11 protein-coding genes are annotated in these 13,705 nt (G+C 73.9%); 6 read left to right on the plus strand and 5 right to left on the minus strand.

Going from position 1 to position 13,705, the window contains the following annotated elements:
• Positions 1 to 318: 318 nt before the first annotated feature.
• The gene (locus tag ACGFSH_RS15465) at positions 319 to 1,653 is read right to left on the minus strand and encodes a PHB depolymerase family esterase (protein ID WP_393348648.1); all 1,335 of its coding nucleotides are present in this window, start codon (positions 1,651 to 1,653) and stop codon (positions 319 to 321) included.
• Between the two features lie 423 nt (positions 1,654 to 2,076).
• Here ACGFSH_RS15465 and ACGFSH_RS15470 point away from each other — a divergent pair, with 423 nt between their 5' ends.
• Positions 2,077 to 3,057, plus strand: coding sequence for a polysaccharide lyase family 1 protein (locus ACGFSH_RS15470; protein ID WP_393348650.1), 981 nt, complete (start codon positions 2,077 to 2,079; stop codon positions 3,055 to 3,057).
• 256 nt (positions 3,058 to 3,313) lie between these two features.
• Positions 3,314 to 4,045: a pectate lyase gene (locus tag ACGFSH_RS15475; RefSeq protein WP_393348652.1), complete on the plus strand. Its 732-nt coding sequence runs from the start codon at positions 3,314 to 3,316 to the stop codon at positions 4,043 to 4,045.
• Positions 4,046 to 4,203: 158 nt separating this feature from the next.
• Here the strand turns inward: ACGFSH_RS15475 and ACGFSH_RS15480 are convergent, their stop codons facing one another.
• Positions 4,204 to 4,956 (minus strand): PaaX family transcriptional regulator C-terminal domain-containing protein, encoded by a 753-nt coding sequence (locus tag ACGFSH_RS15480; protein WP_393348654.1) that lies wholly within the window; start codon positions 4,954 to 4,956, stop codon positions 4,204 to 4,206.
• Between the two features lie 73 nt (positions 4,957 to 5,029).
• Between ACGFSH_RS15480 and ACGFSH_RS15485 the strand changes: the two genes are divergently transcribed.
• Positions 5,030 to 6,790 carry an acyl-CoA dehydrogenase family protein gene (locus tag ACGFSH_RS15485; RefSeq protein ID WP_393348656.1) on the plus strand — a complete coding sequence of 587 codons (1,761 nt, stop codon included), beginning with the start codon at positions 5,030 to 5,032 and terminating at the stop codon, positions 6,788 to 6,790.
• A gap of 404 nt (positions 6,791 to 7,194) precedes the next feature.
• Here the strand turns inward: ACGFSH_RS15485 and ACGFSH_RS15490 are convergent, their stop codons facing one another.
• On the minus strand, positions 7,195 to 7,776 hold the full coding sequence (locus ACGFSH_RS15490; protein WP_393348658.1) for a hypothetical protein: 582 nt from the start codon (positions 7,774 to 7,776) through the stop codon (positions 7,195 to 7,197).
• A 158-nt stretch (positions 7,777 to 7,934) separates the two neighbouring features.
• On the opposite strand from ACGFSH_RS15490, the gene ACGFSH_RS15495 reads away from it, so the two are divergent.
• Positions 7,935 to 9,086 (plus strand): WD40/YVTN/BNR-like repeat-containing protein, encoded by a 1,152-nt coding sequence (locus tag ACGFSH_RS15495; RefSeq protein WP_393348659.1) that lies wholly within the window; start codon positions 7,935 to 7,937, stop codon positions 9,084 to 9,086.
• Between the two features lie 354 nt (positions 9,087 to 9,440).
• Here ACGFSH_RS15495 and ACGFSH_RS15500 read toward each other — a convergent pair whose 3' ends face one another.
• The gene (locus ACGFSH_RS15500; protein WP_393348661.1) at positions 9,441 to 10,118 is read right to left on the minus strand and encodes a uracil-DNA glycosylase; all 678 of its coding nucleotides are present in this window, start codon (positions 10,116 to 10,118) and stop codon (positions 9,441 to 9,443) included.
• Between the two features lie 200 nt (positions 10,119 to 10,318).
• Between ACGFSH_RS15500 and ACGFSH_RS15505 the strand changes: the two genes are divergently transcribed.
• Both ACGFSH_RS15505 and ACGFSH_RS15510 read left to right on the plus strand, forming a co-directional pair.
• Positions 10,319 to 11,335, plus strand: a complete 1,017-nt coding sequence (locus ACGFSH_RS15505; RefSeq protein ID WP_393348663.1) for an N-acetylglucosamine kinase — start codon at positions 10,319 to 10,321, stop codon at positions 11,333 to 11,335.
• A gap of 188 nt (positions 11,336 to 11,523) precedes the next feature.
• Positions 11,524 to 12,447 carry a sirohydrochlorin chelatase gene (locus tag ACGFSH_RS15510; RefSeq protein WP_393348665.1) on the plus strand — a complete coding sequence of 308 codons (924 nt, stop codon included), beginning with the start codon at positions 11,524 to 11,526 and terminating at the stop codon, positions 12,445 to 12,447.
• Between the two features lie 203 nt (positions 12,448 to 12,650).
• Here ACGFSH_RS15510 and ACGFSH_RS15515 read toward each other — a convergent pair whose 3' ends face one another.
• On the minus strand, positions 12,651 to 13,691 hold the full coding sequence (locus ACGFSH_RS15515) for a lactonase family protein (protein WP_393348667.1): 1,041 nt from the start codon (positions 13,689 to 13,691) through the stop codon (positions 12,651 to 12,653).
• Positions 13,692 to 13,705: the final 14 nt, after the last annotated feature.

The following is a 13,705-nucleotide window of genomic DNA, read 5'->3' on the forward strand; positions in this document are numbered from 1 at the left end:
CAGCCCCCGCTCACCGGCATCGACAAGCCCCGCCGGCACCCTGCACGCCGATCCGAACGACGGGCCCCGGGCCCGCCCCCCGTGTCCCGCGGATCGCCCCCCTCACGCCGACCCGGCCGGTCGTGGACCCGACCGCCGTCGGACGCGACCGGCCGTGCGCTCCACGGGGCTCGCCCCGCCTCGGACCCAGCGGCTCGCGGGTCCGGCGCTCCCCGCGGTTCACCCCGTCCCGGACGCCACCCGTCCCGGACGCCACCCCTCGCGGACTCAGCCTCCTCGCGGACTCAGCCTCCTCGCGGACTCAGCCTCCTCGCGGGCTCAACCCCTCGTGCACGCGGCGCCGTTGAGCGTGAAGGCGCCCGGTGCCGCGCTGTCGCCCGTGTGGTTCGCCTGGTAGCCGATGGTGACGCTCGCGCCGGGCGCCAGGGTGCCGTTGTAGGCGGCGTCGGTCGCCGTCACCGCCCCGGAGGCCGGCGCGTAACCGGCGCCCCAGCCGTTGGTGATGGTCTGCCCGGCGGGCAGGGTGAAGCCCAGCTTCCAGCCGTTGATCGTGGCGGAGCCGGTGTTGGTGAGGGTCACGGACGCGGTCAGGCCCGTGCTCCAGGCACTGGTGGCGGCCGTGACGCGGCAGGGGCCGGGCTGCGGCTCGGGGCCGGGCCCGGGACCGGAGGCGTCGAGGCCGAAGAACGTGAGGACCCGGGCGCCCATGCCGTTGCCGTACACGTTGTGTCCGACGCCCTGGAGGCTGACGGCCTCGACGGGGGCGCGGTCACCGGTGGCGCCGTAGCGGGTGCGGGTCCAGCCGGCCACGGGCGAGTCGGTGGCGGCCGGGGTCTGGCCGACGCCCTGCACGTTCGTCCACTGCTTGATCTCCTCCCCGAAGTTCGGGTAGCGCAGTGTGTCGTCCTGCGTGCCGTGCCACACCTGCATCCTCGGGCGCGGGCCGGTGTAACCGGGGTAGGCGTTGCGCACCAGGGCGCCCCACTCCTGCGGCGTGTGGATCACGTTGCCGCCGGCACACTGGCTGTTCCACTCGGAGCCGTCGCCGGTGGCGAAGCAGCCGAAGGGGACGCCCGCGAACGCGGCGCCCGCCGCGAACACGTCGGGATAGTCGCCGAGCAGGACGTTCGTCATCATCGCGCCGGACGAGATGCCCGTCACGAAGATCCGTCCGGTGTCGCCCGCGTACGTGCGGACGGTCCAGTCGACCATCGACTTGATGCCGACGGGGTCGCTGCCTCCGCCGCGCCTGAGCGCCTGGGGCGAGGACACGTCGAAGCACTTGCTGCTGCGGGTGACCGACGGGTAGACCACGACGAACCCGTACCGGTCGGCCAGTCGCGCGTACTCGGTCCCGTTGTACATGGCCGGTCCTGAACCCGTGCAGTAGTGCACGGCCACCAGGACGGCCGGGTGCGCGGTGACGTTCGCCGGCGCGTACACGTACATCCGGAGATTGCTGGGGTTCGTTCCGAAGCCGGTGACCTCGGTGAGCGTGGCGGCGGGGACCGGGCCGAGCGTCCGCGCGGAGGCGGTGGGTGCGGTGAGGCCGACGGCCGCGAGTAACGACACCAGCGCCGCCAGGAGCGCCAGAAGCGCGGGGGCCGGCCTTCTTCCGGCCGGAGCGGTGGTGCGGGGGGTGGTGGTCGACACGTTCGGTCCCTTCTCGATGGCTGCTCTGACGACGGCGAACTCGTGCGTGAGCGGGGGACGGCGGCTGCGGGCCCGTTTCCGGGGACGGTCCGCACGCGGACGGCCTCACGGGGACGGCCTGACGGGGACGGCCCGCTTGGCATGGTGGCATGCACACGCCCACCATGGAAGCGCTCCCACACCATCGGACGGCAAGCCCTTGCCGATGCGGCCGGGCGTACCGGGCGGCCGGAAGTATTCCGCGCGAGCCGTTGACGGGAAAGCGCTTTCCCCCTACGTTCCGTTCAGCAGTGTGACCGCCCGGCTCCATGGTCCCCACAAAATGAGCGCACCATCACTGCATACTGTTCAGCAGGTCGTACAGCAAACACATACCTGAACAGCATCCCGACCCCATTCCTTCCTCACGAAGGGGCGCACCCCATGCGAACAGGTCCCCCACGTCCACCTGCGCGACGGTCCGTTCTCGTCGCGGTGTCCGCCGCGCTCGCCGCCGCGGCGGTCATGACCGTTCCGCCGCCGGCCGTCGCCGCCGCCGAGAGCGCGCCGGTCGGCTTCGGCGCCGGCACGACCGGGGGCGGCGGAGCCGGCGCGGTCACCGTGTCGACCCTGTCCGCCTTCAAGGCCGCGGTGACCGGCAGCACGGCGAAGGTGGTGAAGGTCAACGGCCTGATCACGCTGAGCGGCCAGGTCGACATCGGCTCCAACACCACGGTGCTGGGCGTCGGTTCGTCCTCCGGGTTCACAGGAGGCGGGCTGCGGCTGAAGAAGGTGACGAACGTCGTCATCCGCAACCTGAACATCAGCAAGCCGCTCAAACCCGCCGACGGGATCGAGGTCCAGGCCTCGACCCGGGTGTGGATCGACCACAACTCCTTCTCGGCCGACCGCGATCACGACAAGGACTACTACGACGGTCTGCTCGACATCAACCACGCCTCGGACTTCGTGACGGTGTCGTGGAACAGCTTCAAGGATCACTACAAGGGCTCACTGGTCGGCCACAGCGACGACAACGCGAGCCAGGACACCGGCCACTTGAGGGTGACGTACCACCACAACCGGTTCACCGACGTCTACTCGCGCATCCCCAGCCTGCGCTTCGGCACCGGTCACTTCTACGACAACTACGTCGTCGGCGCCGAGACGGCCGTCCATTCGCGCATGGGCGCGCAGATGCTCGTCGAGAACAACGTCTTCCGCTCGACGCTGGTCGCCGTCACGACGAGCCGGGACAGCGACGTGGACGGTTACGCCAACCTGACCGGCAACGACCTCGGCGGAGCCGCGACCGAGGTGTCCCGCGTCGGGACGTTCACCAGGCCGCCGTACGGCTACACCGCCGAGCCCGCCTCCTCGGTCGTCGCCTCGGTGACGTCCGGCGCGGGCGCGGGAAAGCTCTGACTCCGCGGAGCCGCTTCCCGTCCGTCGCTCGCGGCTCCCGTCCGTCCCTCCAAGTACCCCTCACTTCAACCCTGTTCGTCTCCCCGTTCCCCGTCCCCCATCCGGAAGAAGGCATCGGGACATGACTTCACCAGCAGCTTCACCGACACCTGCGCACACGCCTCCGGCACCGCGGGGGTCCACGGCCCGGCCCGGTGGCCGGTCGCGCGGGCGCGCCCTCACCGGTGGACTGGCCGCGGCCGGCCTCACGGTTGGCATGATCATGACCAGTGGGGCGCTCACGCCCGCGAGCGCCGCCACCTGGCCGACCCCGTCCAGCAGCAAGGCGGTGACGGCCACCATCTCCGTCTCCGGCACCAAGGACTACGGGATGCAGCGCCTGTACGGCAGCGGCGACCTCGGCAGCGGCGGCCAGAACGAGGACCAGGACCCGATCCTGGAGCTCAAGCCCGGCGCCGTCCTGAAGAACGTCATCATCGGCGCGCCCGCCGCGGACGGCATCCACTGCCTGGGCAGCTGCACGCTGCAGAACGTCTGGTGGGAGGACGTCGGCGAGGACGCGGCGACCTTCCTCGGGTCCTCCTCGTCCAACGTCTACACCGTCTCCGGCGGCGGGGCGAAGGAAGCCAGCGACAAGGTGTTCCAGTTCAACGGCGGCGGCACGCTCAACGTCTCCAACTTCGCGGTGAAGAACTTCGGCACCTTCGTGCGCAGTTGCGGCAACTGCAAGAGCGGCCAGTACAAGCGCACGATCAACCTCAACGCCATCGAGGCGACGTACAAGGGCGGCCGGCTCGTCGGCATCAACACCAACTACGGCGACAGCGCGACCCTGAAGAAGATCACCATCGTCGGGGACAGCAGCAAGAAGATCGTTCCCTGCCAGAAGTACATCGGCAACAGCACGGGCGCGGAGCCGCCCAAGAACGGCGCGGGCGCCGACGGCACCTACTGCAAGTACGCGTCGTCCGACATCACCTACAGGTAGGCCCTTCGCCGCCCGGCAGCGCGTGGCTCACCCCTACTCCGGTGCGTGGAACCGGCGGGTGCGCCCCGCCCGCCGGCGGGCGCTCCCCGCTCCCCCCACGGTGAGGAGGCGGCCGTGCCGAGCATCCCCCACACAGCGCTTCGCACGGCCGTCCAGGGTCAGGGAGCCGTCCCCAGCACCGCCGCGGAGAGTTCGCGGCGGTGCTGGTCGTAGAGGGCGCGCAGCTCGGCGCCGGGCCAGCCGTCGGGCAGGAGGACGGCGGGCAGCACGGGGTCGGCCAGCAGGTGCCGGACCACCGCCGCGAGGCCCGTGAAACGGTCGGCGGGCCGCCGCGCCCCCTCGACATGGGCCAGGAGGGCGCGTGCCGTCCGCGCCCACGCGTCGAGCGGCCACAGGCTCTCGGCCAGCTCACGCGCGGGCGCGTCCGGCCGGGCGGTGAAACGCCGGACGACGCCGTCCAGGTCGACGGGCCAGGGACGGCCCAGATTGGCCGGGCGCAGCCAGACGCCCTCGCGCAGCTCGGCGAGCCTGAGATCGTTCAGCCGGGTGCGCAGTCCGGCGCGGTCGGCGGGGTCGCGGCCGGTCGCGGTGATCACCGTCATCTCCCAGTCGCCGTCCCAAGCGCGCGTGTGCGGGTGCACTGCGTCGTCCTGCCGTCGCCGGCGCTCCAGCAGCCGGTCGCTGAGCCGGTAGACGCCGTCGGCTCTGCGGAGATCGCCCGCCGCCACCATCCGGCTCAGGGCGGCCCGCACCGTCGATCCGCCGACGCCGAACCGCTCCACCCCCGCCACCAGGTCCCTGGCCGGGAGCTCGGGCGGATGCGCGCCCAGCAGCAGGCTCAGCACCACCGACCGGGCGGACAGCGGGGGCAGGTCGACCTCGCCGGGCCGCGCCGGCACGTTCATCCGCATGAGCACGTACTGTACGTGCGCCAGGGATGTTGCACTATTGCTGCGACCGCAGACAGAGTGCAACATGGTCGGCATGGCCCCGACACTCGCGCACTCCTCGTCCCCCTCCCCCTCGTCATCGCCTTCGTCATCGCCGTCGCCGTCGCCGTTCCTCTCCTCGGCGTCGGCGAGCGGGACGCACCACGTCACCAACCAGCCGCCGCCGCTGGCCCCCTACGACGCCGCCGAGGACTCCGCGCTGCTGGAGGGGCTGCGGCGGGAGGGCGCCGGCTGGGCGGAGGCGGACGTACGCAGGATCGGTCTGCTGGCAGGGAGCGCCGAGGCCCAGGAGTGGAGCGAACTGGCCAACCGGCACGAGCCCGTCCTGCGCACGCACGACCGGTACGGTCACCGTCTCGACGAGGTCGACTTCCACCCGAGCTGGCACGAGCTGATGCGGGTGGCGGTCGCCGAGGGCCTGGCGGGCGCGCCCTGGGCCGACGAGCGGCCCGGCGCCCATGTGGCGCGCACGGCGGGCGGTCTCGCCTGGGGGCACACCGAGGCCGGGCACGGCTGTCCGACGTCGATGACGTACGCGGCCGTCCCCGCGCTGCGCCGTCAGCCGGAACTCGCCGCCGTCTACGAGCCGCTGCTGACCGGCCGGGAATACGACCCGGGGCTGCGGGTGCCGACGGACAAGAGCGGGCTGCTCGCCGGCATGGGGATGACGGAGAAGCAGGGCGGCTCCGACGTCCGGACGAACACGACCGCGGCCGCGCCCACGGCGGAGCCCGGGGTGTACACGCTGCGCGGGCACAAGTGGTTCACGTCGGCGCCGATGTGCGACGTGTTCCTGGTGCTGGCGCAGGCTCCCGGCGGTCTGTCCTGCTTCCTCGTGCCGCGGGTGCTGCCCGACGGCGTGCGCAACACGTTCCGTGTGCAGCGGCTCAAGGACAAGCTCGGCAACCGCTCCAACGCGTCCTCCGAGCCGGAGTTCGACGGGACCGTCGCCTGGCTGGTCGGGCCCGAGGGGCAGGGCGTCAAGACCATCATCGAGATGGTCAACTGCACGAGGCTGGACTGCGTGATGATGTCGGCGGCCCTGATGCGCAAGACACTCGTGGAGGCCGGACACCATGTGCGCCACCGCAGCGCGTTCGGGGCCCGCCTGCTCGACCAGCCGCTGATGCGCAACGTCCTGGCCGACCTGGCGCTGGAGTCGGAGGCCGCCACCACGCTCACGCTGCGTCTGGCCGGGGCCGCCGACCGGGCGGTGCGCGGGGACGACGGCCGGGGGGACGAGCGGTCCTTCCGGCGGATCGCCACCGCCATCGGCAAGTACTGGGTGACCAAGCGGGGGCCGGCCTTCACCGCGGAAGCCCTGGAGTGCCTCGGCGGCAACGGCTACGTCGAGGACTCGGGGATGCCCCGGCACTACCGCGAGGCGCCCCTGCTGTCGATCTGGGAGGGCTCGGGCAACGTCAACGCCCTCGACGTGCTGCGGGCGTTGACGCGCGAGCCGGCGACCGCGGACGCGCTGTTCGCCGAACTCGCCCTCGCGCGCGGCGCCGACGCCCGGCTGGACGCGGCCGTCGTCCGGCTGGCGTCACGGCTGACCACGGCCACGCCGTCCGGGGCCCGCCGGCTGGTGGAGGAGATGGCGCTCACCCTCCAGGCCTCCCTGCTGGTGCGGCACGCGCCGCCCGCCGTCGCCGACGCCTTCTGCGCCACCCGGCTGGGCGGCGACTGGGGCCACTCCTTCGGCACCCTCCCCGACGCCGCCGACGTCGACGGGATCCTGGAACGCGCGCTTCCCGAAGGGGCCGCCCGGAGCGTGCCCGCTGTCGCGAACTGACGGACCTCGCGCCGGTCGCCCACGCACCGTAACTGGCAGAGCGGGCGCACACTCGGGCCCCACCGCGCCCGCACGTACCGCCGCCGCTCCAGGCAGCCGCCGCTCGGCCCGGCCGGCCGAACCGTCGTGCCACCCGGACCCGTCCGGACCCGCCTGGCTGGGCAGCCCAGGCCGGACGGGTCCCGGCCGGACGAGCCGGGCATGCCCGGTGGGCTCACCCGGCGACCGGGCCGAGCCTGCCTGCGCAGCGGCCGGCCGTGCCCGGGCGGGCGTTCGGGCCCGACCCGGCTTGCGCACAGGCCGGTGGACGCACCGGACCGCTCGGAGCCGTCAAGCCCGCTGACCTGGATCGCCGCCCAGGCCTGTCGTGCCGAGCCTCGGCGATGTCTCTCCGCCCGGTTCGGTCAGCTCGTCGGGCGGCCCCAGAGCACGGCGAAGCGGGCCCATTCGACGTCCCACTGGTCCACGCGGCGGCGTTCCAGTCCGGCGCGCACCACGCGCCCTCCCGCGAGGGGCAGGGTCGCCACGCCGACTCCGGCCAGGGCTCCGACCAGGGACGCGCGCAGCCTGGCCTGCGACGCGCTGACCGGACGGGTCACCAGGCGGCCCCGCGGGTCCGTCCAGACCTCGACCGGGGTGCCCGCGGCGCTGCCCGGGCCGACCCGGACCTGGCCGGTGTGGGCGGAGCCGTCCGGTCCGGTCCAGCCGACCTTCGCCCACACCATGTCACCGCTGGAGGAACTGCCGGACGGGGCCGTGCCGGGAGCCCGCTCGGTCAGTCGTCCGACGAGGGGACGCCACTCGACACGCTCGCGCGCCAGCCCCTGTTCCACGGACCCCGCGGTCGAGGACGCCGCCAGCGCCCCGGCGAGGACGGTGAGCGCCCACACGCCGAGCACGACCCAGGACTCCACCGTGTCGGCGCGACGCTTGAGCGGGTTGCGCCGCCAGCGCCACAGCCACACCTTCGGACCACGGAACGCCATCGAAGGCCGCCTCCTCGTGAGCACATGAACATCCCGGCCCCCTCCCATACGCGCCGCACGCGTCCGGTGCTCATCGGCAGGGCGGCCGAAGTCGAGCGGCCCCGGCCCGCCACACCCACCGCGACCTGCGTCGACGGCGTTTCCGGAGGTGACTGTCAGTGCCGGGGTGCAGACTGGCCGGTGTCCCGGACGACGATGTCGAGGACACAGCGGAGGTGATCGGCATGACCGAGGTACTGCTCGCCGTGGGCACGCGCAAAGGCCTGTTCATCGGGCGTCGGCGCGGGGGCGTGTGGGAGTTCGACGAGACCCCTTACTTCAACGCACAGGCGATCTACTCGATCGCCGTGGACACCCGCGGCGAGCGCCCGCGGCTGCTGGCCGGCGGCGACAGCGCGCACTGGGGGCCGTCGGTGTTCCACTCCGACGACCTCGGCCGCACGTGGACCGAACCGGCCAGCCCGGCCGTCAGGTTCCCGCAGGACACGGGCGCGTCGCTGGAGCGGGTATGGCAGTTGCACCCCGCGGCGGCCGAACCGGACGTGGTGTACGCCGGCACGGAGCCGGCCGCGTTGTACCGCTCGGAGGACCGCGGCGAGAGCTTCGAACTGGTCCGCCCGTTGTGGGAGCACCCGACCCGCTCCCGCTGGGTGCCGGGCGGCGGCGGCGAGGGCCTGCACACCATCCTCACCGACCGGCGCGACCCACGCGCGGTGACCGTGGCGGTGTCGACCGCCGGGGTGTTCCGCACGACGGACGGCGGGGCGAGCTGGGCTCCGTCCAACTCCGGCGTGTCGGCGGTGTTCCTGCCGGATCCCGACCCGGAGTTCGGCCAGTGCGTCCACAAGGTCGCCAGGGACGCGGCGAACCCGGACCGCCTCTACCTCCAGAACCACTGGGGCGTCTACCGCAGCGACGACGCGGGCGCACAGTGGACCGACATCGGCGAGGGACTGCCGTCCACCTTCGGTTTCGCCGTCGCCGCGCATCCCTCGCGCGGGGACACGGCGTACGTGTTCCCCATCAACGCCGACGCGGACCGGGTGCCGGCCGGCCGCCGGTGCCGGGTCTTCCGCACCGCGGACGCCGGGAAGAGCTGGGAGCCGCTCGCCTCGGGGCTGCCGCAGGAGGACCACTACGGCACGGTCCTGCGCGACGCGATGTGCACGGACGACGCGGACCCGGCCGGCGTGTACTTCGGCAACCGCAACGGCGAGGTGTTCGCCTCCGCCGACGACGGCGACAGCTGGCGGCAGTTGGCCTCGCACCTGCCCGACGTGCTGTGCGTACGGGCCGCCGTGGTCGGGTGAGCCCGAACCGCCCATGTCCGCGGCGGGACCGACCCGGGTAGGGCGCGCTGCGCGCGCAGACCGAGCAGATGACGGCCCGCGTCGCCTTGCCGTTCGGCGCGGGCGGTCCCGGGCGGAGTGGAGCGGCGGGCACGGGCGCCGGGTCCGCCCGCAGGGCGTGGCCCGTGGCGCGTGATGCGTCGGACCGGCCGGCGGTGCGGGGCCGGTCGGCGTGCGCGTGCCCGGAGCGCCTCCGCAGGCCCGCCGCCGGTTTCGGACGTCCGCGCCCAACGGGTCCGGGCCGTGGCCGGGGCCGCTCGCGGTTGCGGTCACCGCCCGCCGTCGCGCGGTCCCGTCGCGGAGGGCGGGGCCGGACTACGGCAACCGCCAGTCCACCGGCTGCGCACCCTGCTCGGCGAGCAGGGCGTTGGCCCTGCTGAACGGCCGTGAGCCGAAGAAGCCGCGGTCCGCCGACATGGGGGACGGATGCGCGGACTCGATCGCCGGGAGATCCCCCAGCAACGGCCGGCAATTGCGGGCGTCACGCCCCCACAGGATCGACACGAGCGGCTTGCCCCGCGCGGCCAGCGCCCGGATGGCCTGCTCGGTGACTTCCTCCCAGCCCTGGCCCCGGTGCGCGCCCGGCTTGCGCGGAGCGGTGGTCAAGGCCCTGTTGAGCAGCAGGACCCCTTGCCGGGTCCAGGGCGTCAGATCGCCGTTCGACGGCCTGGACACGCCGAGGTCCGAGTGCATCTCGCGGAAGATGTTCTCCAGGCTGCCGGGCAGCGACCGCACCTCGGGCGCCACCGCGAAACTCAGCCCGATGGCCATCCCCGGCGTCGGGTAGGGATCCTGGCCGACGATCAGGACACGGACGTCGTCGAAGGGCTGCTGGAAGGCGCGCAGCACGTTCGCCCCGGCCGGGAGATACGTCCGGCCGGCCGCTATCTCGGCCCGCAGGAAGTCCCCCATCGCGGCGACGCGTTCAGCGACGGGTTCGAGGGCCTTCGCCCAGCCCGCTTCGACAAGTTCATACAGAGGTCGTGGTGCCACAACGCGTCACCCTACTGGCACTTCACCCGCCCACGCACCGGCACGAACCTTCCCGCCCGGGCACCGCCGGCGACGCTAGTCTTCCTCCTCGTCGAGGCCGTCGAGGCCGTCGACGTCATCGAGGTCGCCGCGCCGTCGCGTTCGGCCCCGCGCCCGCCTCTCGTCCGCTCGACAAAAGGATGGGGAGTCCGTTGCCTCCCGTGACCGAGCCGCCCGGCCGTGTGCGGCACTCCTCGGACGTCGGCGCGGTGGGCGACGTCGGCGTCCTGGCCGTCGACTCGGGCGGTTCCGGGCTGCGGGTCGCCGTGGGAACCGTCGGGCGGGGCGTACTGGGGCGGCGCTCGTCCCCGGAGCCCGTACGCACCGGCGTGCGGGGCATCGACCCCGGCGATCTGATGGCGCGACTGGCGCCGCTGGCACGGGCGTTGACGGCCGATACGGGCGCGCCGCCGCCGGCCACGGCCGTCGTGGGCGCGGCGGGGTTCAGCACGCTGGGCGAGGCGCTGCGCGCCGAACTCCCCGCCGCGCTGGCCAGGGAGTTCGGGGTGCGGACGACCGCGCTCGCCGCCGACGCGGTCACCGCTTATGCCGGCGCCCTCGGTCCACGTCCCGGAGCCGTCGTGGCCGCGGGGACCGGGGTGATCGCGATCGGCACGGATCTGACGTCGTGGCGGCGGGCGGACGGCTGGGGACACCTGCTCGGCGACTGCGGGAGCGGCGCCTGGATCGGGCGGGCCGGGCTGGAGGCCGCCCTGCGCGCGTACGACGGGCGTTCCGGCGGTTCGGCCGCGCTGCTCGCCCGCGCGCGGGAGCGGTTCGGCCCCCCGCCGGGGCTGCCGGGACTGCTGTACCCGCGCTCCGACCGTGCGGCCGTCCTGGCCTCCTTCGCCCCGGCCGTGGCCGCCTGTGCGCAGGACGACCCGGTCGCCGCCGACGTGCTGCGCGCCGCGGCCCGGCACATCGTGGAGTCGGCCGCCGCGGTGTGCCCGGCGGACGGGGAACCGCTGATCGCCCTCACCGGGGGCCTGTTCGACCTCGGCGCCCCCCTTCTCGTCCCCCTGGAGGAGGAGATGGCGCGAGCGCTGCCGCAGGCCCGGCGCACGCCCGCCGAGGGCGACCCGTTGGAGGGGGCCGTGCGGGTCGCCGTGGCGCTCGCTACGGACACGTTCGTCTGGCCGTACGAGGAGACTCTGCTCTCGGTGGCGCACCACCCCTGATGCGTCGTGCGCAGGGACCGTACGTCACCCCGCAAAACGGGGATTACTCCCTCGGAGGGCAAGTCGCCCGGAAAACACGCTGATCACTTCTGATCCGTACGTAACTCATCAGACAAAAGCGGACGGATACCGCTCACGTGCACCCTCCCCGAACAGGGGAGCCCAAGAAGCCAGTAACATGCCTCGCCATGAGCTCCCCCACTGGGCCCGCGTCCGGCCTGCCAGTACGAATGCCGCGACCTCGCCAGCCCGGGCGGCACCGCCGACCCGAGCCTCTGGCGGCTCCCGAGGGCGCGCCGGCGCTCGTCCTCGCGGTCCCGGGCACGCCCGGCGCCGCCACCCGCGGCCTCGCCGAGGAGGTCGTGAGCATCGCCCGCTCCGAGCTTCCCGGCCTGGACGCGCGCATCGGCTACCTCGACGGGGACGACTCCGAGTTCCCCTCGTTGCAGTCGGTCCTGGTGCGTGCCGCCGACGAGCGCACGGCCCGCTTCGAGCAGGCCCGTGCGGCCGGTCTGGACGTCAAGGAGCCCGACGGCCCGGTCGCCGTGGTCGTGCCGCTGCTGGCCGGTCCCGACGGCGCGCTGCTGCGCCAGGTCCGCCAGGCGGTCATGGAGAGCCGCATCGCGGCCGAGCTGACCGACGTCCTCGGCCCGCACCCGCTGCTCGCCGAGGCCCTGCACGTGCGGCTGTCCGAGGCGGGTCTGGCCCGCGCGGACCGCGCCCGTCTGTTCACCGTGGCGACCGCCGCCGACGGCATCATCCTCGCCTCCGTGGGCGGGGAGGAGGCGGTGCAGGCCGCCGGGATCACCGGCATGCTGCTGGCCGCGCGTCTGGCCGTGCCCGTCATGGCCGCGGCCCTCGACCAGGAGGGTTCGATCGCCTCCGTCGCGGAGCAGCTGCGCTCCTCGGGTTCGCAGCAGCTGGCGCTGGCGCCGTACCTGATCGGCCCGGAGATCGACGCCACGCTGATCGAGGAGGCGGCCAGGGAAGCCGGCTGCCCGGCCGCCGAGGCGCTCGGCCCGTACCCGGCCATCGGCAAGCTCGCGCTGGGCAAGTACACGACCGCCCTGGGCATCGCGCCGCCGCAGCCGCAGGGCGCGCCGGTCCGTTGACCCAGCCGTTAGGACGCCATCAGACGCGTAGGGCCCGCTCCGGGTGAGGAGCGGGCCCTACGCGTCTGTCACGCGGCCTGCGGACACGCACCTGCGGACACTCGCTTCCGGCCCCTCCTGAGGCGCGCCTCAGAGGCGCGGGGGCCGCTGCCGGGCGACCTCCTCCGGGGCGGCCTCGCGGCGGCCGCGACGGCCTGCGGCGCTCAGCCGAGGACGACGCAGGAGGCGGCGGGGACAGCGAGGGAACCGCCGCGCCGGGGCAGGCCGGTGGACGGGTCGAGGGCGAACCAGGTGACGTCGCCGGACCGCTCGTTCGCGACGTAGAGGAAGCCGCCGGACTCGGTCAGGTCGCGGGGCCAGCGCCCGGCGCAGGGCACCGTCCCGACCAGTCGCAGTGCCTCTCCGTCCCCCTCGACCGCGAACACGGAGAGCACGTCCTCGCCGCGGGTCGCCGTCCAGACGTACCGGCCGTCCGGTGAGACGGCGAGGCCGGAGGGGTAGGCGTCGCCGGCGGGCGCGCCGGGCAGGACCGCCGCCTCGGCGAGCGGTTTCAGGGCGCCGTCCGCGGCGTCCCAGCGGCACACCGTGACGGTGGGCGTGAGTTCGTTGACGACGTACGCGTACCGGCCCCCGGGGTGAAAGGCCAGATGGCGCGGCCCGGAGCCGGGGCGCAGCGCGTGCTCGCGGTGCAGGACGGGGCTGCCGTCCCGCAGGGAGCACACCCGCACGGAGTCCGTGCCGAGGTCGACGCTGACCGCCCAGCGCCCGCTCGGATCGGGCCGCACCTGGTGGGCGTGCGGCCCCTGCTGGCGCCGCGTGTGCGGGCCGGACCCGGTGTGCCGCAGGACGCCGGAGGCGACGCGGGCGAGGGTTCCGTCCGCGCGGACCGGGACGGCGGTGACGCTGCCCGAGCCGTAGTTGGCGGTGAGGACGTGGCCGTCGAACACGCTGAGGTGGGTGGGTCCGCTGCCGTTCACCGGCACCGGCGGGCCCGCGGGCTCCGGCACGTCGCCGCTCACCCGGTAGGCGGCCACCGCGCCGTCCGCGGTCTCGCTGACCGCGTACAGCGTCCCGCCGGTGGCGGACAGGGCCAGATACGAAGGGTCCGGGATGCTGTTCACCGTGCTCAGGACGGTCAGCGCCCCACTGGCCGGGTCCACGGCGGCGGCCACGATGCCGGGCCCCCCGGCCGCCGTGAACGAGCCGATGAACGCGCGCCGTCTCCGTCCGCCGAGGTCTGCCACCGCTGTCCCCTTCC

This window comes from Streptomyces sp. NPDC048481, from assembly GCF_043200075.1.
Classification (GTDB): Bacteria; Actinomycetota; Actinomycetes; order Streptomycetales; family Streptomycetaceae; genus Streptomyces.